15 protein-coding genes and 1 rRNA gene are annotated in these 22,416 nt (G+C 42.9%); 11 read left to right on the forward strand and 5 right to left on the reverse strand.

Annotated elements, in window-relative coordinates; translation table 11 throughout:
- Nucleotides 1–111 (forward strand): 5S ribosomal RNA (gene rrf / locus JMX75_RS07320); the annotation flags it as partial.
- Nucleotides 112–221: 110 nt separating this feature from the next.
- On the opposite strand, the gene JMX75_RS07325 is transcribed toward rrf, so the two are convergent.
- Nucleotides 222–482: a DUF1289 domain-containing protein gene (locus tag JMX75_RS07325; RefSeq protein WP_201531834.1), complete on the reverse strand. Its 261-nt coding sequence runs from the start codon at nucleotides 480–482 to the stop codon at nucleotides 222–224.
- A 188-nt stretch (nucleotides 483–670) separates the two neighbouring features.
- Here JMX75_RS07325 and JMX75_RS07330 point away from each other — a divergent pair, with 188 nt between their 5' ends.
- The 3 genes from JMX75_RS07330 (at nucleotide 671) to JMX75_RS07340 (ending at nucleotide 4,130) form a co-directional block, all read left to right on the forward strand.
- Nucleotides 671–1,303 carry a YqiA/YcfP family alpha/beta fold hydrolase gene (locus JMX75_RS07330; RefSeq protein WP_201531836.1) on the forward strand — a complete coding sequence of 211 codons (633 nt, stop codon included), beginning with the start codon at nucleotides 671–673 and terminating at the stop codon, nucleotides 1,301–1,303.
- A gap of 110 nt (nucleotides 1,304–1,413) precedes the next feature.
- On the forward strand, nucleotides 1,414–3,300 hold the full coding sequence (parE, locus tag JMX75_RS07335; protein ID WP_201531837.1) for a DNA topoisomerase IV subunit B: 1,887 nt from the start codon (nucleotides 1,414–1,416) through the stop codon (nucleotides 3,298–3,300).
- A 134-nt stretch (nucleotides 3,301–3,434) separates the two neighbouring features.
- The gene (locus JMX75_RS07340) at nucleotides 3,435–4,130 is read left to right on the forward strand and encodes a lysophospholipid acyltransferase family protein (protein WP_227673060.1); all 696 of its coding nucleotides are present in this window, start codon (nucleotides 3,435–3,437) and stop codon (nucleotides 4,128–4,130) included.
- A gap of 131 nt (nucleotides 4,131–4,261) precedes the next feature.
- Here the strand turns inward: JMX75_RS07340 and JMX75_RS07345 are convergent, their stop codons facing one another.
- Nucleotides 4,262–5,074, reverse strand: a complete 813-nt coding sequence (locus JMX75_RS07345; protein WP_020444503.1) for an SDR family NAD(P)-dependent oxidoreductase — start codon at nucleotides 5,072–5,074, stop codon at nucleotides 4,262–4,264.
- A gap of 279 nt (nucleotides 5,075–5,353) precedes the next feature.
- Between JMX75_RS07345 and JMX75_RS07350 the strand changes: the two genes are divergently transcribed.
- Nucleotides 5,354–6,736 carry a hypothetical protein gene (locus JMX75_RS07350; RefSeq protein WP_227673061.1) on the forward strand — a complete coding sequence of 461 codons (1,383 nt, stop codon included), beginning with the start codon at nucleotides 5,354–5,356 and terminating at the stop codon, nucleotides 6,734–6,736.
- A 121-nt stretch (nucleotides 6,737–6,857) separates the two neighbouring features.
- On the opposite strand, the gene JMX75_RS07355 is transcribed toward JMX75_RS07350, so the two are convergent.
- Nucleotides 6,858–8,555, reverse strand: coding sequence for a mechanosensitive ion channel (locus JMX75_RS07355; RefSeq protein ID WP_201531841.1), 1,698 nt, complete (start codon nucleotides 8,553–8,555; stop codon nucleotides 6,858–6,860).
- 426 nt (nucleotides 8,556–8,981) lie between these two features.
- Between JMX75_RS07355 and JMX75_RS07360 the strand changes: the two genes are divergently transcribed.
- On the forward strand, nucleotides 8,982–9,713 hold the full coding sequence (locus tag JMX75_RS07360) for an FKBP-type peptidyl-prolyl cis-trans isomerase (protein WP_149409678.1): 732 nt from the start codon (nucleotides 8,982–8,984) through the stop codon (nucleotides 9,711–9,713).
- Between the two features lie 125 nt (nucleotides 9,714–9,838).
- Here JMX75_RS07360 and argA read toward each other — a convergent pair whose 3' ends face one another.
- The gene (gene argA, locus JMX75_RS07365; protein ID WP_020444499.1) at nucleotides 9,839–11,161 is read right to left on the reverse strand and encodes an amino-acid N-acetyltransferase; all 1,323 of its coding nucleotides are present in this window, start codon (nucleotides 11,159–11,161) and stop codon (nucleotides 9,839–9,841) included.
- Nucleotides 11,162–11,563: 402 nt separating this feature from the next.
- Between argA and JMX75_RS07370 the strand changes: the two genes are divergently transcribed.
- A complete protein-coding gene (locus tag JMX75_RS07370) occupies nucleotides 11,564–12,151 on the forward strand; it encodes a hypothetical protein (RefSeq protein WP_011514709.1) in 588 nt (195 codons plus the stop codon).
- A 124-nt stretch (nucleotides 12,152–12,275) separates the two neighbouring features.
- Here the strand turns inward: JMX75_RS07370 and JMX75_RS07375 are convergent, their stop codons facing one another.
- Nucleotides 12,276–13,283, reverse strand: coding sequence for a patatin-like phospholipase family protein (locus tag JMX75_RS07375; RefSeq protein WP_201531843.1), 1,008 nt, complete (start codon nucleotides 13,281–13,283; stop codon nucleotides 12,276–12,278).
- 267 nt (nucleotides 13,284–13,550) lie between these two features.
- On the opposite strand from JMX75_RS07375, the gene recG reads away from it, so the two are divergent.
- The 4 genes from recG to JMX75_RS07395 all read left to right on the forward strand — a co-directional run bounded on the left by recG (nucleotide 13,551) and on the right by JMX75_RS07395 (nucleotide 22,257).
- Complete coding sequence (gene recG / locus JMX75_RS07380; RefSeq protein WP_201531845.1) at nucleotides 13,551–15,899, forward strand: ATP-dependent DNA helicase RecG; 2,349 nt, start codon at nucleotides 13,551–13,553, stop codon at nucleotides 15,897–15,899.
- 426 nt (nucleotides 15,900–16,325) lie between these two features.
- On the forward strand, nucleotides 16,326–17,441 hold the full coding sequence (locus tag JMX75_RS07385) for an OmpW/AlkL family protein (RefSeq protein WP_201531847.1): 1,116 nt from the start codon (nucleotides 16,326–16,328) through the stop codon (nucleotides 17,439–17,441).
- Between the two features lie 398 nt (nucleotides 17,442–17,839).
- A complete protein-coding gene (locus JMX75_RS07390; RefSeq protein ID WP_201531849.1) occupies nucleotides 17,840–19,162 on the forward strand; it encodes an efflux RND transporter periplasmic adaptor subunit in 1,323 nt (440 codons plus the stop codon).
- Nucleotides 19,159–22,257 carry an efflux RND transporter permease subunit gene (locus JMX75_RS07395; RefSeq protein WP_201531851.1) on the forward strand — a complete coding sequence of 1,033 codons (3,099 nt, stop codon included), beginning with the start codon at nucleotides 19,159–19,161 and terminating at the stop codon, nucleotides 22,255–22,257. Before JMX75_RS07390 ends, JMX75_RS07395 begins: the two co-directional genes overlap by 4 nt.
- Nucleotides 22,258–22,416: the final 159 nt, after the last annotated feature.

Genomic DNA, 22,416 nt, shown 5'->3' on the forward strand with positions numbered 1-22,416 from the left:
GACGACAATAGCACGATGGAACCACCTGATCCCTTCCCGAACTCAGAAGTGAAACATCGTCGCGCCAATGGTAGTGTGGTTCGCCCATGTGAGAGTAGGTCATCGTCAGCTCTCTATTCCTAGATAAACCCCCCAACGTTAATTCGTTGGGGGGTTTTCTTTCGTGTGCGGTTTTGGAAAGGGTTGCGTTTATTGGATAGTGGGGTTTTATCATAAGCTTTTTAGAAAAGCTTACCCGCTTCTACTGTGTCTTCAAAATCAAATCCTAACTGTTCATCTTTACGCTGTCTCATTTGTTCTATACGTTGTTTACGTCCTGTGATAAGCCTCAGCACTTCGCGTTGTTGCTCTGTGGTCATATTATGCCATCGTTGGCGTTCCGTTCGACTGCGCAGGCAACCAAAGCAATAGCCTTTTTTGTTGCTTTGACAGACACCAATACATGGATTGGCAATCTCAAACAGCTCAAACTGTTGGTTCATGGCGACTCCATTGCTATTACCGTCATTCCTTTGACCTGCATACAATCACTATAACAATATTCTTATGTCGCAAATGCTGTCTAATAGTGTGCCGTTTTATTGTTATTATTTTTGTCTATCGGGTGCTATGCTTAGCTTCACTAGCCTATATAAGATAATCATAACAAAATTAACAAAGGAGATGATACGTGAACCTGATTTATATCCATGGACTGGACAGTGATGCCAACTCGACCAAAGGCATATTATTAGAAAGCTATTGCCAAAAAAACCATTCTGACATTAAAGTATATCGTCCTGATCTAAACCAGTCACCTGAACAAGTCTTTAGTTATTTAACTGATTTGGTCACTGAGCTGAAAAAAGATAATAAAACCGTACTGATTGGCAGCTCGTTAGGGGGCTATTTTTCCACCTTGGTAAGCAATCATACAGGTTGCCCTGCACTATTGCTAAACCCTAGCACTCAGCCTCATATCACCCTACAGCGTTTTTATAATACATCGATATCAAATCGAGATAGCAGTGATGGGTTACCTAATAATAAAGTCCTGCATACGACGGCGGGCGGCTGGAATATTACTCCCTCAGATTTACAATGGTTTGCAGACCATCAACTTTTAGCAGTAAATTATCCCGATAAAGTTGCTTTGCTACTGAAAAAAGGCGATGAGCTGTTAAATTCTGAATTGTCTAAAGCTTTTTATCGGAGTCAGGGCGCATCGGTAACGGTGCAAGCAGGTGGCGATCATAGGTTTAGTGACTTCGATAAACAGTTGCCAATGGTGATAGATATTCTACAAGATTTAGGACGGGTCTAAACAGACGACATTATATGACGTAAGCGATGGACTGTTAACGTTAATGTCGCTATTTTTCGTTATAATGGTTTAATAGAATTAAACGCACGCGAACAGTTAAGGATGCATTTGTGAGTCAATATAATGCGCAATCGTTAGAAGTTTTAGAAGGTCTTGAGCCAGTACGTCGTCGTCCCGGTATGTATACCGATACCACGCGCCCAAATCATTTGGCGCAAGAAGTTATTGATAACTCCGTCGATGAGGCATTGGGTGGTTACGCCAAAACTATCAAGGTTCAATTGCATAGTGATGGGTCGTTGTCTGTCGAAGATGATGGACGCGGTATGCCAACGGATATTCATCCTGAATTTAACCAATCAGGTATTGAGCTGATTTTGACCCGCTTACATGCAGGAGGGAAGTTTTCGACCTCCAATTATGAGGTGTCAGGTGGTTTGCATGGCGTGGGTATCTCTGTCGTCAATGCGCTATCAACGCGTGTTGAGGTTACGGTATGGCGTGATAGCACACAGTTTGATATGGCGTTTGAAAACGGCGCACCAGTCACGCTGTTGACCGAAGCGGTCAGCTCAAATAAGCGCAAACGTGGTACTAGGGTACGCTTTTGGGCAGATGGTAGCTTTTTTGATACGCCAAAATTCAATGTAAAGCATCTCAAGCATAATTTGAAAGCCAAAGCGGTTTTGGCAGCTGGACTGACGATTGAATTCACTGATGACATTAATGATGAAAAGGTGGTTTGGCAGTTTACCGATGGGGTGGTCGAGTATTTAAACGAACAATTAGATGGTCTTGAGACATTGCCTGAAGCACCGTTTTATTATAATTACGATGCGAAAGCGGGCGAACGAGCTGCCATTACCTTTGCCTTGTCTTGGTTGCCTGATGGTGGGACGCCGATTCAAGAAAGCTATGTGAACCTGATTCCGACAGCTCAGGGCGGTACTCACGTCAATGGACTACGCACGGGTATCTTAGAAGCATTGCGTGAGTTCTGCGATATTCATAATTTGCTACCACGTAGTGTGAAGCTAACCGCAGAAGATGTCTGGGACGGGGTGAACTATATTCTGTCTCTGAAGTTCTCTGAGCCACAGTTTTCTGGACAGACCAAAGAGCGCTTGTCTAGTCGCGAGGCTGCAGGCGCTGTACAGACATTGGCAAAAGATGCCTTTAGCCTATGGTTAAACCAGCATGCAGACATGGGTACGCAAATCGCTGAACTGGCGATTAATAAAGCAGGGCGTCGTTTAAAATCTGCTAAAAAAGTCGCCCGTAAGAAAATCACTCAGGGACCTGCATTGCCCGGTAAGTTGGCAGATTGCCGCGGTGATTTGCGTGATGGGGCTGAGCTGTTTTTGGTAGAAGGTGATTCTGCGGGTGGTAGTGCGAAGCAAGCACGTGATCGTCATTATCAGGCGATACTCCCTCTACGTGGTAAGATTTTAAATACCTGGGAGGTATCATCTGATACAGTGCTCTCAAGTCAAGAAATTCATGATATTGCGATTGCTATTGGCGTTGATCCGGCATCTGACGATTTATCTGAGCTACGTTATGACAAGGTATGCATCTTAGCGGATGCCGATTCTGATGGACTGCATATTGCTACCTTGATCTGTGCGCTATTCGTGAAGCACTTTCCTGCCTTAGTCGATGCTGGTCATTTATTTGTCGCAATGCCGCCACTCTATCGCGTCGATGTGGCTAAAGAAGTGCATTATGCGTTAGATGAGACCGAGCTTCAGCATATTTTAGCCAATGTACCGGGCAATAAAAAAGCCCAAATCACACGTTTTAAAGGCTTGGGTGAGATGAGTGCAGAGCAGTTGCGTGAAACAACCATGAACCGTGATACTCGACGTCTGGTTCAGTTGGATATGGATGACATGGTACTAACCAACAGTGTGATGGATATGCTGCTAGCCAAAAAGCGTGCTGCTGATCGTAAGATATGGCTAGAAGATAAAGGTAATCTAGCTGATATCTCATAGCTATTTTTAGGACGCTTAGCATTATTTATAGTCATGATTGAGTAAGCTATAACATAACAAAAGCATGTAAAATCCAGATTAGTGATACCAGCTTAATGGTATTATATGGATATCTTCTACTACATGGTGCCGTTATGACATCAAAACTATTTAATCGCTCTAATGCTAACAGTGCTAAGCCGCCACGCTCTAAAATATTACCAAGTCTCAATAAAAAACAGCTTGGGAATTTGGTTCCTAGACGCGGCAACAAGATTGCGCCAGTGATTGCGTCTGCATTGTTAAAAGCGGCAGGCTGGCGCACCGTTGGTGAGATAGCAAATATTTCACAGGCGGTGGTGCTAGCGCTTCCGCATACATCAAATATCGATGGTGTATATGCGATACCCAGTTTGTTTGCGCTCGATTTGAAAATCAGTATTATGGGCAAACACACCTTATTTAAGGTGCCGGTCCTTGCACAATTACTGCATTGGATAGGTATTGTTCCGATTGATCGCCGTAATAAAGGCTCCGTATTACAAGCGAGTATTGATAAATTTAAAACAGGTGAGCCATTGTTTTTGGGGTTGTCGCCAGAAGGTACGCGTCAGTACACCAAAAATTGGAAGTCAGGCTTTTATTATTTAGCAGTGGGTGCCGGTGTGCCAATCTTGCCAGTGGCGCTGGATTACAATACCAAAGAGATACGCTTTATGCCTTTGGTCTATCCTACCGGAGATATCGAAGCCGATTTGCCAAAAATATATGCTCAATATCAAGGTGTAATTCCAAGACATCCTGAGCGTTTATCGCAGCCGCTACAGGACGTTAATAAATCAGCGGAGTAGTTTTTTAAGCAGTAGCTGATTATATTTATAAAAAACCCCTGATATGGAGTATCAGGGGTTTTTTGTTTGCGCTTATTAATCTTGAGCCCTTACACATTAAGGCTTTATAAAGTTGCTTATAAGTAAACTTCTTATAAAGGTAACTGACGGTTAGAAGTGCTTACACCGCCATCGACGGGCAAATTGGTACCAGTAATCATGGCAGCATCATCGCTTGCTAAGAAAGTAATCACCGCGGCAATATCGTTTGGTGTGGCACAGCGTCCTAATGGACTATTATCTGATGATTCATCTATATTTGCTTGAAGATCTGTTATATCAGTATTTTGAATATCGGTGTTTTGAATCGCATCTGATATATCAGACTGAGTGACGCTTGGATTTACTGCATTAACGCGCACGCCGTCTGCGCTGTGTGCCGAAGCCAACGTACGGGTCAAATCAGTAATACCTGAGGTGGCAGCATCATAAGTTGCTGCACTCTGATCGCTACTACAAGCTGCAAATGAAGGAACGTTAATGATACTACCTTTACTCTGTATTAAGTAAGGCATCGCCGTCTGACAGACATACAAGGTTTCACTTAAATAGTCATCAACAGCTGGACTCTTCTGTTCAGTAGATAACCCACTATTTCTGCCTTGCGTCGTTTGTGCTGCGTTATTCACCAATATATCGATTGTTTCAAACTTATCGATGACTCTTTTTATCATCTCTTGTACTTGGCTCTCAACACCAATGTCACAAGCAATGGTTAAAAAGTTGTCGGTATGAATCCATGTACGGTCTTGTGGAAACCCTTCAGTGATTTGATTTAATGTATCGGTCGAGCGTCCGACGAGTATGACATTAGCACCTTCATTCGCAAAACGAATGGCAGTTGCACGACCGATATGTGAGTCGGCACCTGTTACGACGACTGTTTTCTCTTTAAAGCGTTTCATGATGGGCAAGTCCTTGTTATCATCAGAGAGTTATTTGATACATAAATGGGCTAATTATATTGTAAAGTAGCATGCGTATTAATTGATTCTTCAATACGCGAGTAATACCGCTTTTATATCATCATAACAAGACACTGTGCTGAAAGCGACCATGTATAATTGCTATTATGTAGTTTATTTTTTATCCAATAGTCTTGGAGTAGCAGTTGCATTTATCCGCTGCAAACCAATTGCGCCGCTTATAATAGCGTATTTTTTTCAGACAAAAAGGTGGTGACTGTGCCCAGTGATTCGACGATGGTAATGTCTGATGGAAGCTATCTTATGCATGAAATGGCTTGTTATTTACGAACAGATATCTTAAAGATTATCTTACCGGATATGCCAGTGGTAGAGAGTAACTATCAAGCGCAATATTCTCAGTACCAGCTACCACTGGGCGAACTTAACTTAGTAGAGTTGGTGATATATTTGCCTACTGACATGCTGCCAGCTGATATTGAGGCACTAGGTAGGACAGCTTTTAATGCTGTAAATATATGGCGCAAGACTCATATATCAAGATCTATAGACAGCCAGTTACGTAGTATTGATGTCTTGGTTTTGGATATCCAACGTCAAAATGATATTGATAATGAACATGATGTTCATAATAAATCCTGCAAAAAAAATCCTGTTCAACGTCTAGCCCATAGTTTTACGGACAGTGATTTAGTAGAGGGTTCGCCCGTTGATACAAGTGCATCTATTCAGCCATTACAAGCATTTGGCTGGCATGACTGGCATATTCATTTAAATAAATTACAGATACCTTGCGAGCTATGGCGATTTTTATACTATCGTTTAGGGCATTCACAGCAGGATAATAAAGATCATATAACAAATTCCGAAAACGATATTATTACTGGATTTCTAAATGTTGCCGACTTCTTTGCACCTGCAATTACGATAGATAATGCATTGATAAAATATGGTTTGCAAAATGAGCCTAACTCGGCATTGATAGCGATGTCGCTGGCGCAAAAAACCAATAGCCCAACTAAGCAGATGTATCAACAGCATATGGCGCAAGCCACTGTCTTATGGTCACAACTTAGCATGCAGATGTTAGAAACAGTTTATAAAAATCCTGCTGCGTTTAAGCAAAAAGAATCATCGGAGAAGTCTAGTGAGGCAGATTTTTCTCATTGGCAACAGCAGATATTAGATGAGTCATTGTTTTCGCGTCATGAGTTAATTCGCACTTTATATAAGCATCCCAAGCAAGCGCAGCAGTTGCAGCAACAAGGCTATGTCGTTCACCAACATTCTTACGAGTGTTTGGGGCGGCATTATGTACTAATATTTTATGGACAAGATGCAGAAGGAAAGCATAGTAAGTCGGCTATATGCCCAAATTTAGCGAAAATTGCTTTAGATGTGGCGACACGATTACCAATGGCAGAACTACATCATGTGATTGTATTGGGTATAGATTTTATAATAGAGGCTGAAGATGCTTTTATGGATATTGATTTATGGATTCAGCCAGTTAATCCCATGACCCAGCGCGAGCGCCAACTGACTAAAAAGGTTCAGCAGTTACAGCAAAATAATCAGAGTAACGCTAGTGAAATTACCGAAGATAATAAGAAAAAAGCTGATTCTAATCATCTATCATAAAGACGCTTAAATATTCCAAGTGCATCTCGCCCTAATAATACTGACTAAAATTACTTATTATCAAACATAAAAAAAGACAGCCTAAGCTGTCTTTTTTATAAAATAAATCAATAACGATAAATTATCTTAGATTATTAGGACCATCGATATCACTATCATCAGTTGCAATATGATTGATATCAACCGTAGAAGAATTTACATCACCGGTAGAGCTTAAGTTATTAGGTGTGATGGTATTATTATCTACTTGGGTTGTGCTGCTACCAAACGTATCAGTAGCTGTACTTGGCGTATTGTCACGTACTGAAGCAGCAACCTTATCTTGAGTCGATGAGCTTGGTGTCAAAGCAGATTTTGCTTTTGCTTCATCACGTTCTCTGTCCATTTTATCCTGCATTTTGCGTAAGAAACGTGCTGCTGCTTCTTGACCACCTAGACCAAACGATAGGGCAAATGCTACTGCAACTGCACCTAAAGTTAGACCAAATGCTAGGTTAACGATAGAATCCGCAATACCCATCGCTTTTAGACCCATGGCAAGTACTAAGCCCATGATCAAAACGCGCACGATATTTGCTAAGAACTGTGAACCTTGTTCAGAGCGCTCAACGACACCAGCGATGATATTGGCAAGCCAAAAACCGATGAATAAGATGATTGCGCCTAGGATGATATTGGCACCGAAAGCAATAAACATTGCAATAATGGCTGAGATAGGCTCAAAACCTAATAAGTCAGCAGCAGCGATAGAGGCAAATAACATGGCAAAAAATACGATGGCATAGCCAACTAAGTCAGAAACCTTTTTGTCACCCATGGTCTGTTGAAGACCAACTTTGGCAGGTAACTGATTGATTTGCGTATTTTCAAGCAAGCCTTTGATGATGTTTGCAACCATACGTACAACATAAAAAGTCACAACCAAGATAGCAATTGCCATAAAGATATTTGGCAAGGCTTCCATGATTTTGTTTAACATGTTGGTTGCAGGACGAGCAATTACATCAATTTTTAGGGCATTTAAAGCAGCAATGATTGTTGGAATAATCACTACTAGAAAGGCTAAAGAACCTGCAATGTTGGGTAAGCTATTCTGTTCGCTTAAACCAGCTTTGGTTGCAAGCTTCTGGACATCGAAAGTAGAAACAAGGTTGGTTACGATGCCACGTACCACTTTGGCGATGATGTAACCTACTACGAATACTACAGCAGCAATCAGAATATTAGGGATAAAGCTGAAGATTTTATCAACCATATTGGTTAATGGAGCAAATAAACCGTCAAGCTCTAGTTGGCCTAATACCATGGTCAATACTACTAATAGAATGAACCAATAAACCATGTCAGCAATCGTGCTGCTCATTGGTTTTACACCAGCTTTTGCACTTAAACGCTCATCCATTGAGGTTTTTGAAAGTGCAGCATTGATGGCAGTACGTGCAACCGTTGCAATAACCCAACCGATCACACCAACTGCAATAGCAGCGATAAGATTAGGGATAAAGGTGAGTACTTGGTTTACCATGTTGGCAAACGGTGCTGATATAGAGTTTAGGTTTAACTGACTTAATGCGCCAGAAATAGCGATAACGAAAATAAACCAAAAAACAATCTTAGAGATGATGCCTTCTAAGTCATAGCTTTTACCTGTTGAAGAGTTCATACGTTGATTGAGATTGATTTTAGACAGCACGCCGCGTACTAGAGCAGCAATGCCCAAGGCGACAAGCCAACCAATGATAAAAATAAGAATAGCGCCGATGATGGAGCCGATAGGGCCACCCAGATAACCGTTGAACGATGTAAACATTGGATTCATCCTGTCCTCCTCTAATGATCATGTGTCTGTTATAAGATAAGAAAATCACTTTAATTCAAGCGTTTCATCCGAGGCAAACACACACCTATTTATTAGTATTTTTAATTAAAATTATTTGTAAACTTGATTTTAGTTCTTTATAAGAAATTTATACTTAACAATCAGTAGTCACTATTAAAAAGACATATCTTTTGTTATTTCTTTCCTTAACCAATTTAGCTTAACTTATGTAATTATGAATTTAAAGATAGAAAGCTTAACGTCTTACTATATTTGTGTGATAAGTTGTTATTTTTACGGTAAATATTAACATAGACTGTACATTTGACCGATAATTTCAAGTGAGTCATAGCAGGCAAAACTAAGATTTGCTATTATAGATAAATGTGACATCTCGCCACTATTATTACAATTTGAGAGCATTTTATGAAAAAAATCACTACCCTAAGCATCAGTGCCCTTGCTAGTGCTATGTTATTAATCACAGGCTGTAGCGCAAATAATGGCAGTAAAGAAACCGCTACTAAAAGTGTTTCAGTGACTGAACAAAGCCCTGCCAAGGAAAAAGTAGGCTATAGCTTGGGCTATATGATGGCAGAAGGGAATAAAGAAGCGGTTGGGGATCTGCACCTAGATACGTTTGAAAAAGGTTTCCGTGATGGCTATGAAGGCAAAAAAGCGGCATTGACAGAAGAGCAAATGCAAGAAGTGTTAATGACCTATCAAAAAGAACAGGAAGCGAAGTTTGTGAAAGATATGGAATCTAAAGCGGGTGCAAACAAAACTAAGGGCGCCGCATTCTTAGTAGAGAATGGCAAAAAAGCTGGCGTGAAAACCACTGCTTCAGGTCTGCAATATAAAGTAGTGACCGCAGGTACTGGCAAGTCGCCAAAAGCTACAGACGTGGTTGAAGTAAACTACGAAGGTAAATTGATTGACGGTACTGTATTCGATAGCTCATACGAGCGCGGTGAACCAATTGAATTCCCACTAAATCAAGTAATCGCTGGTTGGACTGAAGGTCTACAGTTGATGAAAGAGGGCGGTAAATACGAGTTTTATATCCCCTCTGATATCGCTTATGGTGAAGCGGGTAACGCAGGTATCGAGCCTAATAGCACGCTAATCTTTACCGTTGAGCTATTAAAGGTAAAGTAATTAGTAGTAATTAATGCTAATTTAGTATTGATACAATAGACGCAAAAAGAAGCCCTCTTAATGTAAGAGGGCTTCTTTTTGCGTAAGAAATAGCACTTAAGCTTTCGACGTTAATGAGCCATTATTCAAAGGTTCTTTTGGAAAACTTTAGAATTGCGACCGTTATTATACTTCTCGCGGCGTACTTCAGGTAAGGCGCTTGCCTCAACTTCAGCAAACCCCTGTTCAACGAACCAATGTGCTGTACGAGTGGTCAATACAAATAACTTGTGTAGACCATGGCTGCGTGCTTGTTGCTCCAAAAATGCCAGTAAATCAGCGCCGCGGCTACCGCTGCGATATTCTGGATGTACCGCGACGCAGGCAACTTCTGCTGAATCCGTATCGAGTGGATAAAGCGCTGCACAACCTAAAATCATGCCGTCACGTTCGATGACGCTATAATTATCAATCTCTTGCTCCAAGCGTTCGCGTGAGCGACTGACCAAGATACCTTGCTCTTCTAACGGCGATAATAGCTCTATCAGCCCTACCACGTCATCGACATCAGCGCGGCGAATCTCTTCGTAAGGGTCGTGACTAATTAAGGTGCCAGAACCATCACGGGTAAATAGCTCTTCAAGTAGTGCGCCGTTTTTGGCATAAGAGATAATATGGGTGCGATGAACCCCTTGGCGACAGGCATTGCTGGCACAGCTCAAAAAGTAATTAATCTCACAGTTTAGATCACGGTCACGTAAGAAGCGATCGACCTCATTTGGAATCATCTCACGTAACAAACGATCATTGTGATTGATACCTGCTTCTTCGCCTAGGAAAATCAGCTTATCAGCACCAAGCGCCACGGCGGCACTAAGAGCAACATCTTCCGCGAGCAAGTTGAAAACTTCGCCAGTTGCCGAATAGCCCATAGAGCCTAAAATTACAATATGATCGTGTAGTAGATTATTTTTGATGGCTTCAACATCGATAGAGCGTACTTCGCCTGTCATCTGGTAATCAACGCCATCGCGAATACCATAAGGACGCGCAGTGACAAAATTGCCCGACACTGCATCAATACGTGAGCCGTACATAGGTGAGTTGGCAAGCCCCATCGATAGCTGTGCTTCAATCTGCAAGCGAATAGCACCAACCGCTTGTAATATAGAAGGCATCGCGACGCGAGGTGTCACACGAATATCTTGATGCAGTGGCGATTCAATATCAGCATCTTTGAGGTTTTTCTCGATTTGCGGTCGCGCCCCATGCACCAATACCAGCTTGATACCCAAGCTATGCAATAAAGCAAAGTCATGAATCAGTGTGCTGAAATTTGGATGATTGACCGCCTCACCACCAAACATAATCACGAACGTTTTGCCGCGATGGGTATTGATATAGGGGGCAGAATTACGGAACCAATGGACGTATTCAGGGTTAATCTGGGGCATGGCGCTAGTAGTCATAATGGGAGCAATAGTCGTTAGAATAAGAAAAAGGGCGTGACAGAGAATGCCTGTCGCTAAAGGATCGCTAAAGATTTACCATAGCAAAAAACGTCGTTATGAGCTATCTTTTATTTCAGTAGCGTTAAAGAGTCTTCACAGCAGATTAACGATATACACAACATCAACACAGGGTTAATGTTCGTATAAATGCTTTTTGTTATGCTAAGCGCTATTGCTTTACCGATGGCTTACGCAGATAATTGATAAAAATAATAATGTTTAAAAGTTAACATGACTGAGTATGACCATATATGATGGTAAATTGCTTATTCTCCTATATTTTTAAAACTACTAATTTTTACCATCTCCTTTTTTACCAGCTTTGTTTTACCGATACATCAACTAGGGATAATGAATGTCATGAAGAAAAGTAACCATTTTGCGAACCCATTCAGTGCATGGACTGGACACCGTTTGTTTCATGTTGTCGCTGGTACGCTCGTTGGCGTTATGGCTGTCACGCAAGCATCAGCGATGTTGCCCACACCAGAACAAGCCGTTAATAATTCAGTAGCGGTTCAGTCAAACTTTAATCAAAACAGTCAGTCAAATGCGCAAGCAGTTAACAGTAGAATTACAGCGTCATTGATTAGTGTTGATGCCAATGGTAAAGAAATACTGGTTCCTGTGGATGCAAATACGCGTTTGCAGTCAGGTAATGTTTTAGAGTATCAAGGCTATTTTACCAATACCAATGCCGATCGTGTTCGTAAAATGACCGTGACGATGAGTATTCCTGAACAAGTAGAATTGCTGCGTGCTGTTTCTCCTGATTTTCCTTATGGTAGTGCAGATGGCAATACCTTTGCCCGTATGCCGCTACGTGGAAAAGTTGATAATCAGTTGCAAGAAATTCCGTTAAAATTCTATAAAGCCGTACGCTGGGATCTAGAAGGCGTAGGTCTTAATGATACAGTCGCAGTGAAATACCGGGCACGTGTCAAATAAGTTTATGCTTTGATATCTGCTTCAACAAAAAAGCACCGCAGCAATCACTGTGGTGCTTTTTTTATCATCAATCTTTGATATCTGTAGTTAGCAGGATTTTTTATATATCCTTTTCCACTATAAATTAAAGAGTGGCATATTTACTCTTGGATTTTTCGTTAATAAGTTGCTTAATGGCATAAATTTGGGCGGTAGTAGCTTGCGAGCCAGCAGCAATCAAAGCGCTACGCTGGCTGGTATCTAGCGTGCTGATATGACCAACATTTGGCATAATCACAATATCAGCACGCTCACGCTCATGACGCATTGATGCAGCGCTATGATTAATCGGAGATGCTTTCGCGTTATAGGCTGCATTGGCGATTAAACTGTTTTCAAGAAAGCCCCAAAAGCTGGTTAATGAATTGAGGTTCGGTTTTTGATTGACAGTCGATGTATTAGCGTTAGCAGCAGTCACATCAATGGCGATGATAATATCGGCACCCAAATCACGGGCGCTATCCACAGGCACTAAGCTGACCACGCCACCATCAATATATTTTTTGCCGACTTTTTCAGGGATGCGCGGTGCAATAAAGATATTAGGCACACTACAGGATGCTTGTACCGCAAGCCCAACATCACCCGTGGTAAAGACGGTCTTTTTCAGCGTATTTTTTTCAGCAGCAACCGCGGCAAAGGAGATGGGAAAATCTTCTATAACCTGTTTTCGTACTTTTGCATTAATAAAGTTTTTGAGCTTAATACCTTCGATAAGACCTTGGTTAGATAAGGTAAAGTCTGTCAATTCACTATCAGTGGTGGTCAGTGCCAAGTGTTCAAGCTGCTTTGCATTATAACCACTGGCATATAAGCTACCAACTAAGCTCCCGACACTGGTGCCTACTACCAGTGTCGGTTTAATACCGTTCTCTTCTAATGCTTTAATCACGCCTACATGAGCGAAACCTTTTGCACCGCCACCACCTAATACTAAAGCTACCGTAGGTTTGTTCGGTACTGACGTATCTGCTGGCGCGACTGGCGTCAAACTATTGCAAGCACTCATCAATATAGCGAATATAGCGAAGAGGCTCAGACGAAGCGTCAATAAAAAATGATAATAAGGGTGGCAGATAGAATGAGAGGACATAAAAAACCTTATCAAAAATTATCATAGAGGAATAAATAGCGGTGTAGTAGGGTATTCATCAATAGGTTACGCAGAAATCAGCTAGACGTTGTATGGCGAAATAGCTTAGCATAAGGTATTAGTTAGCATAATAATTTAGCGGTATAGCTAGGCACGTTACACAATATTGATCATTATCACATGATAAGACAGCTTATAAGCTAGCATGAATTCTTGAACAAGACACTTGACCCTATAAAATTTATATTAACATCGTTAGGATTTTTGATGCCCACATCGGTTAACCCTGCTACACCTCATTTACTAGATGTTTTGGCACTTGATATGCCGGTGACGGCGCTGGCAGGTGTTGGACCAAAAGTGGCCGAGCAATTGACGCAATTGGGCATTGCCCGTATCTTTGATTTGCTACTACATCTGCCGCGCGACTATGAAGATCGTAGTCGCTTGGTGTCAATAGGCGATGTGGCTCATGGACAAGCCGCCATGATTACTGGTCGCGTCGTGCATGTCGATACCAATCGCAGCGGCATGACGGTGATTGTAGATGATGACACGGGTACGATATCTCTACGCTTTTTTAAGGTATATCGTGGACTTGCTCAAACTATGTGTCTAGGTACCCATCTGCAATTATTCGGTGAAGTCAAAGTGAGCCGCTACGGTAAGCAGATACATCATCCTGAATATCAAATTATCAGCAGTAACGAGACGGTAGTAAATACGGGTTTACAGCCTGTTTATCCAAGCGTTAAAGGTTTACATCAAAATAAGCTGCGTACATTAATTAAGCTTGCACTGCAAACGGTTCGTAGTCAGGGCTTGCCGATGACTTTATTTACGCCTGAGGATTTTTCAGTCGTTGCGGATTTGCCATTAGTGCCTTTTGAACCAGCTAAAATACCGATAACCGAGCCAGATTATCCAGAAGATATCTTTTCTACCCTCGCGCGTAGTGTGCCTGACAACGGTTTTAGTAGTAGTGATAGCAGTAATAGTAGCGTCAATAGAACGAAGCCCTCTTTTTATCATAGTCAAAATAATACCAGTTCCGATGCTATAAATATGGCTAACAATAATGTCTATAATTTAACCATATTTGAGGCGTTGGTATTGCTGCATACGCCGCCTACTTATACTGATGCTGGTCAACAATACAAATTATTAACCCAATTAAGCGCTCGTACTCATGCTGCTTGTCAACGCCTCATTATTGAAGAGTTGACTGCACATCAGCTCAGCTTATTATATCGCCGTCAGCAATTGCATCAGTATAAAGCGCCAAAATGTGCTATCCAAAGTCCATTGGCAGATAAATTATTTGGTGCGTTACCATTTGATTTAACGGGTGCGCAGAAAAGAGTTATGAGAAATATTACCGCTGATATGGCGACTTCAATACCAATGCTCAGATTGGTACAAGGCGATGTTGGCGCTGGTAAAACCTTAGTCGCGGCAGGCGCGGCGGGTTATGCATTAGATAGTGGTTGGCAGGTGGCGGTGATGGCACCGACGGAGATTTTAGCGGAACAGCATTTGGTTAATTTCAAAAACTGGTTTGAGCCGTTAGGTATTGGTGTCGGTTGGTTGGCTGGTAAACAAACCGCTAAGCAGCGCCGCGAAGCGTTAGAAGCGGTGAGCGAGAATACCGTACAAGTAGTCGTTGGTACTCATGCGCTTTTTCAGGAGCAGGTACAATTTGCCAAATTGGGTTTGGTTATTATCGATGAACAGCATCGCTTTGGTGTTGAGCAGCGTATGGCGTTGACCAATAAAGGCGTGGCTGGTAGCACACCGCATCAGCTGATTATGACTGCAACGCCCATTCCGCGGACGCTAGCAATGAGTGTTTATGGCGATATGGACACTTCTATTATCGATGAGCTACCACCAGGGCGTACACCAATTACTACCGTAACAATTGACCGCAACCGCCGTGATGAGGTGATTGAACGTATTGCAGTTAATTGTGAAGCTGGCAGGCAGGCATATTGGGTGTGCTCACTGGTTGAAGAGTCGAGTGTACTCGATGCGCAAGCTGCTGAGGCGACTTATGAAGATTTGAGCGAGCGTTTGGATATTCGTATTGGCTTGGTGCATGGCAAAATGAAAGGCGCTGATAAACAAGCCATTATGCAAGCGTTTAAGGCAGGACAACTTGATTTGTTAATAGCTACCACAGTTATCGAAGTGGGTGTTGATGTGCCCAATGCTTCTCTGATGGTCATTGAAAATGCAGAGCGATTGGGTCTATCGCAATTGCACCAATTACGCGGGCGAGTCGGGCGTGGTTCAACAAAAAGCTATTGCGTGCTGTTGTATCAGAAGCCGTTGTCGGAGACAGGTACTGAACGTCTAAATGTATTGCGTGATAGTACTGATGGTTTTGTCATTGCGCAAAAAGATTTAGAGCTGCGTGGTCCGGGCGAGTTATTAGGAAAGCGTCAAACAGGTAATGTCGGCTATTATTTGGCGGACCTTATTCGGGATGAGCAGTTATTTGCTATTGCCCAGCGTTTGGCAAAGCATCTGATTGCAGATCCTGCACGCAAAGCCGATGTCAGCCAACTGATTCATCGTTGGATGCCAGAGGCAAGTCGTTATACCAATGCTTAATGATAGTTAACTCAACCTGTTTTCTATTACTGATTACCATAAAAAAAGCCATTATTTTCTTAAAATAATGGCTTTTTTATGGTTTTATAAATCATTTATCAACCAATAATTAACACTGTATTCTGATTTTAATGAACTAATATTGACTTATGTGTTCATGAGTTATTATTGAACTATGATTATTTGTGTGGCAGTTTACGATAATGGATTGGCACAGTGTCTTCCATGCGTTTGCTAGGATATCGCGTTTTACATAATGATATATGGTTAAAATATGCGTATTTCTAGTCGTTTTATCGATTCTAACAGGACGTTAGGATGAGAACTTGATTAACTTCATAGTGGCAATCTATCTGCTTTGTCTGATGACTACTGTGCCATTCATGCTTTTTATTAACGACCTGAATTTATTAACAAGGATGTTTCATGAAAAAGACGTTAACCTTCGTTTGTGCTATCGCCACACCATTATTATTTAGCCAGTCTGCTTTTGCTGCATTCGATTATTTTAAAACCGATGGTAGCTTCAAACGCTTTTCGGTCTCTGCTGGCTGGTTGCATGCCTCTCCGCAAGGCACGGCCAATCCTCTAGAAAATACGACAGCCATTAAAGATGGTACTGTCGCTAAAAACGGCAGTGTTAAAATAAAAACTGTCAGAGAGGTTATTGATCCTGATCAAAGTGAGCTCACTAAAGTTAAAGTAAATACAGGCCTAACTGCTATAGGGGTAGTAAGCTTTAGAGGTGAAGAAACTGATTTGTCTAGAACTACCCTAGGTGATGTATCAGGTCAAGTTAAGCTTGGCGGTTTAGAGAATTTTAGCAGTCCAGGTACGGGTCTTGAGTCTGCTGATGTTGATACTTTTGGTTCGCTATTTAACTATTATCTAAATGATAACTGGTCGATTGAAGTCAAAGCCGGATTTCCTCCTAAAGTAGATATTATGGGTAAAGGGAAAGTGTATGCACCTATATCTGGTGAGGTTACAGCTGGTGGAATAGGAGAATATGCACTACCAAAATTTAAAATTAAAAAAGAACAGCTTATAACCGATTTAGAACAAGGTGATGGCGTGGCATCTAGGGCTCGCGCATGGCTACCGGCAGCGGGGGTGCAATATCAGTTTGGCAAATCTGGGGTCAATAAGTTTCGCCCTTATGTCGGTGCTGGGGTCATGTATGCCTATTTTAACGGTATTGAGCTAAATGAGGGTATTCGTAAAGATTTAGAGGCAGCTGGACATCAAATTCAGAATATCAAAGATGGCAAATCGGGTGCTGCGCTAGAAAATGTGCCATCCAATCGAGAGATGAACGTGGATGTGGAGGCAGAAAGCGCTTTTGCACCTATCGTCACTGTTGGCGCTACTTATGATTTCAATGATAGATGGTTTGGAGTCGGGTCATTGTCTTATGCAAAACTGGACAGCGATACGACCATCACCGTTAAAAATGATAAGAATGAAGAGTTGATTCGATCGAAAGCTCACCTCGATATCGATCCTTATATTACTTTCCTTGGCGTCGGCTATCGTTTCTAATAGAAGATTTATAGTAACTACAGAATAGTAGGATAAACATAGCGCACATTCTTAGGAATGTGCGTTTTGTCTTACGATCTACAAAAAGAATCTCTATCCTGTCAAATTCATTAATAAGCAGTATGTATTGCTTATCACTTTTAATATGTTCGCTTGGAGCGTTTTTACATCTGCCGATATTGAGTCAGTATGGAACTTACGAAGCTCAGACACTATATATATAAATCAGATGACAACTTAATATATGCTATCCTCAATAAATTTACAGACTATTGTAGTCATAAACAGCATTTTGACCATATAAAGATGCTCGTTTAACGTAATGCTAGCCTATTTTCACCTATTATTTTCCTCATATTATATATCCTTATTATTGCCTGTATTGACAGAGAGTTATCATGAGCGATGTTGAAGACAACAAGCTGCCAGTTGAATCTGAGCTACCCCCATACCGCCAATCTGATGCGCGAGCGTCTAAGCCTTTATCAGATAAGCCATTATCAAAATTTCCTTTATGGTTATTACCAGTATTGGCCATTGTGCTCGTTATTGGGGTATTGGTTGGTAAGTACTGGGGCAATGATGAGGAAGCGAGCAATGAGTCGCCCGTTGCTAACAATGTGCAAAACGATAGCGCTAACCTAAAAGATGCTAGCATTGAGCAAGCTGTATTATCGGTCGAAACAGTGCTACCAAGCCAAGATAATATTGGTAATACGCTCAGTGCTGACGGAACCATCAATGCTAAAGATGTCGCTAATGTCAGTGCCAAAGTAAACGGCGTAGCGATTGAACGGATCTTGGTCGAAGAAGGTCAGCGTGTTAAAGCTGGTCAAATACTGGCTGTATTTGATACCGACGCGATGGAGCAGCAAGTCTTGCAAGCAGAAGCAGATGTTGCCGAAGCAGAAGCGACGCTTGCCAATGCCACTGCCGATGCCGCCCGCGTCCTGCCACTTATTGATATTGATGCCATTAGCAAACAAGAAGCGGATCGCTATCGGACTTCCAAACTGCAAGCGCAGGCGTCACTACAAGCATCTAAAGCTCGACTGAGTACGCAGCGCTTGAGTGTCAATAATGCCAATGTGGTTGCACCGGTTAGCGGTATTATTAGTGAAAAAATGGCTGAAGTTGGTATGGTTGCTGGTGGAGACCCACTATTTACTATTATCAAAGGTGGCATTTTGGAATGGCGTGCGGATATCGATCCTAAGCTGATTGGTGAGGTTAATGTTGGCACACCAGTGCAAGTTAGCCTACCGGGCGGCGATTCTGTCATGGGGCAGGTCAGTCGCATTGCACCAACTGCTGATAATAATAGGCAAATTACCATTTATGCTAGCCTCGTTGCTAACGCAAAAGTACGAGCAGGCATGTATCAAACGGGCGAGTTTTTATTGGGTAGTAGCAGCGCTCAAACGGTTCCTAATAGCGCCATTGTCAGCAATGACGGCTATGACTATGTGATGCTAGTGACCAATATCAGTACTAAAGACGGTAAAAACGGTCATAACATTGGCCGTATCAAACAACAGCGCGTGACATTGGGTGAGCGATTTGGCGATAATGTTACGCTCACAGAACCCTTGCCTGCAGAGAGCCGGCTTGTAAAGCAAGGGGGAAGCTTTTTAAATAATGGTGACTTGGTACGTGTCGTTGATGGTCTGAGTCAAACTGGTAAGCAGGCTACTAGCACAGACACGCAGGCGCGCTCATGAGTTTAAATGTTTCCGCCTACTCGATTAAAAATCCATTAGTGGCTATCTTGCTGTTTGTACTGCTGACTTTAGGCGGTATCTATGGCTTTATGCAAATGAAGGTGCAGCAGTTTCCCGATATAGACCTACCAGCGGTGGTGGTCACGGTGACCTTGCCGGGCGCTGCGCCATCGCAGCTCGAAAACGATATTGCAAAAAAGGTGGAAAATAAGCTCACCAGTATTGAAGGCGTCAAGCACATTCGTACCACGCTACAGACGGGCGCCGCTACTATGGTCGCTGAGTTCGTCTTAGAAAAAGACATCCAAGAAGCGGTTGATGATGTGCGCTCGGCAGTCGGTGAGGTACGTGGCGATTTGCCTGCCGCTGCCAATGACCCTATCGTTACCAAAGTCTCAACATCAGGATTCCCAGTCGTCACGTACTCTGTCGCTGCTGAAAACATGAATGTAGAAGACTTGTCTTGGTTCGTCGATGATACCGTCACTAAGCGTTTATCTGATATACCCGGTGTCAGTACTGTCAGCCGTATCGGCGGTTTGCAGCGTGAAATTACGGTTGCCGCTGACCCTATTACCTTGAGTGGTCTAAAGCTTTCTATCATACAATTATCCAATCAAATCACCGGTATTCAGCAGGACAGCTCAGGCGGTGAAGCCGAAGTCGGCAAAACCACGCAGACCATTCGTGTACTTGGTGCTGTTGAGCGCGCAAGCGATTTAAATCACTTACAAGTTGCAGTGCCTACGGGTGGTACTCAAGCGCTTGGGCGTATGGCGCAAATTACGGATGGCGCGGCTGATCCCAGCTCTATTGCCAAGCTCGATGGGCAAACGGTGGTTGCATTCAATATTACGCGCTCGCGTGGTGCCAGTGAAGTAGAAGTCATGGAGCTGGTTGACGCTGAGCTTGCCAAGCTGTCAGCAGATGTAGGCAATATTAGTATTGAAAAGGTTTATGATCGAGCAACGCCAGTCGCTGAAGATTATCAAGCGTCATTACGAATGCTGATAGAAGGTGGTTTGCTTGCCGTAGTCGTGGTGTTCTTATTTTTGCGCAATATCCGCGCGACTTTTGTGGCTGCTGTGGCATTGCCATTGTCCGTCATACCTACTTTTTTGGGTATGTATCTGTTTGGTTTTAGTCTTAACATTATCTCCTTATTGGCATTGTCGCTGGTCATTGGTGTACTGGTCGACGATGCCATTGTAGAAGTGGAAAATATTATTCGTCACTTACGTATGGGTAAGACGCCTTATGAAGCGGCAATGGAAGCAGCGGACGAGATTGGCTTGGCGGTGGTCGCCACTACCTTTACTCTGATTGCCGTATTTTTACCGACTGCGTTTATGGGCGGAATTGTCGGGCAGTTTTTCCGGCAGTTTGGCTGGACGGCGGCATTATCAATATTTGCCTCGTTAATGGTTGCGCGCCTTATCACACCGATGATGGCAGCATATATATTGAAACCAGAAAAGAAGCACGTTGAAAAGCAGAGCGCGCTGATGGATTGGTATCTTAAAGTGGTCTCATGGACGCTAGATCATCGCTGGATGACGATGGGTGCTACCTTAGTATTGTTTGTGGCTTCATTGGCTTTGGTAAAATTATTACCCACCTCTTTTATACCTGATAATGATATTGACCAAACACGGGTGGCCATTGAGCTGACACCCGATGTGGCGTTAGCGGACACGGAACGAGTTGCCGCGCTGGCAAGTGAGCGTATCTTGGCCATGCCTGAAGTGACCAATATCTTTACGTCGGTAGGTGAGGCGCAGGCGACAATGGACTCAAACTCTAGCGGTGGCAAGGCAGAAAATATAGCAGGTCTAGATATTGTACTTGCGCCAAGAGCAGAGCGCGGCTCTAAGCAAGAGATTGAGCGTAAGATGAGTACTATATTGGCAGAAGTACCCGGTGCGCGCTTTACGGTCGGGTTATCGAGTGGTGGTGAGACAGGTTATAATTTTTCTTTGACCAGCACCGACCCGCAACTGCTTGAGCAAACCGTACAGCAGATGATGTCAGAGATCCGTGAGCTACCAAGTGCTGGTGCTGTCACGAGTGATCGCAGCCTGCCACGCCAAGAGTTGACCGTCACGCCAAATAGGCTAGCAATGGCGGATAAAGGGGTGACGACGCAAGACATCGCCACGACCTTACGTGTGGCGACCGTTGGTGACTATGAGCAACGTTTGTCCAAGCTGAATTTAGATACGCGGCAGATACCAATTGTCGTGCGCTTGCCAGATATCGCTAAGCAAAACGTCAGCCAACTCGAAGGCTTATATGTACCAAGTGCGCTACCAGCAGGACAAGGCGTGCGTGTTGGCGAAGTTGCGACGCTCGACTTTGGTACTGGACCTGCGCAAATCAGTCGCCTTGATCGTGAGCGGGCGATTAGTATTACTGTTCAGCCTGCCAATGGTGAGCTTGGTGATTTGGTACAAGCGGTCAAGAGCATACCTAGTATGCAACAGCTGCCAGCCTCTATTACTATTATTGATCAAGGACAAGCAGAAAATATGGCCGAGTTATTTAGCGGCTTTGTGATTGCGATGTCGGTCGGCGTGGTCTGTATTTTGGGCGTACTTATATTATTATTTGGACGCATCTTGCAGCCATTTACGATTCTCATGGCATTGCCCTTGTCTATCGGTGGTGCCTTTGTCGGCTTGGTAATTACCAATAGCAGCCTGTCGATGCCCTCGATGATTGGTTTTATTATGTTGATGGGCATTGCGACCAAAAACTCTATTCTTTTGGTCGATTATGCACTGATTGCTCAGCGGCGCGGTCTAGCACGTTTTGAGGCAATTATCGATGCTTGTCGTAAGCGTGCGCGTCCGATTATTATGACTACCATTGCGATGGGCGCTGGTATGTTGCCGTTGGTATTTGGTTGGGGTGATGCCGATCCGACCTTCCGTCGACCGATGGCAGCAGCAGTATTGGGAGGTTTAGTCACCTCAACCTTATTAAGCCTCGTTGTTATTCCAGTTGTCTATACGCTGATGGATGACCTATCAGGATGGTTTGCTAAGTGGCTTGCTCCAAATGGTAAGCCAGATATAGTGACTGAGGAAAAGTAGCAGTTCTAACGGTATTACTGTTAGTAAGCGCTACAAAAAGCTCAAACTATATTCAGGTATAGTTTGAGTTTTTTATGGGTAAGATGTTAGCTATTAGATTAATTCAAGCTATTATGAGGTCAAAGAGTCGTAATGTGTGTTATTGGGAGACAGGTTATC

It is taken from the genome of Psychrobacter sp. LFX-11D (assembly GCF_904846475.1).
Lineage (GTDB): Bacteria > Pseudomonadota > Gammaproteobacteria > Pseudomonadales > Moraxellaceae > Psychrobacter > Psychrobacter cryohalolentis.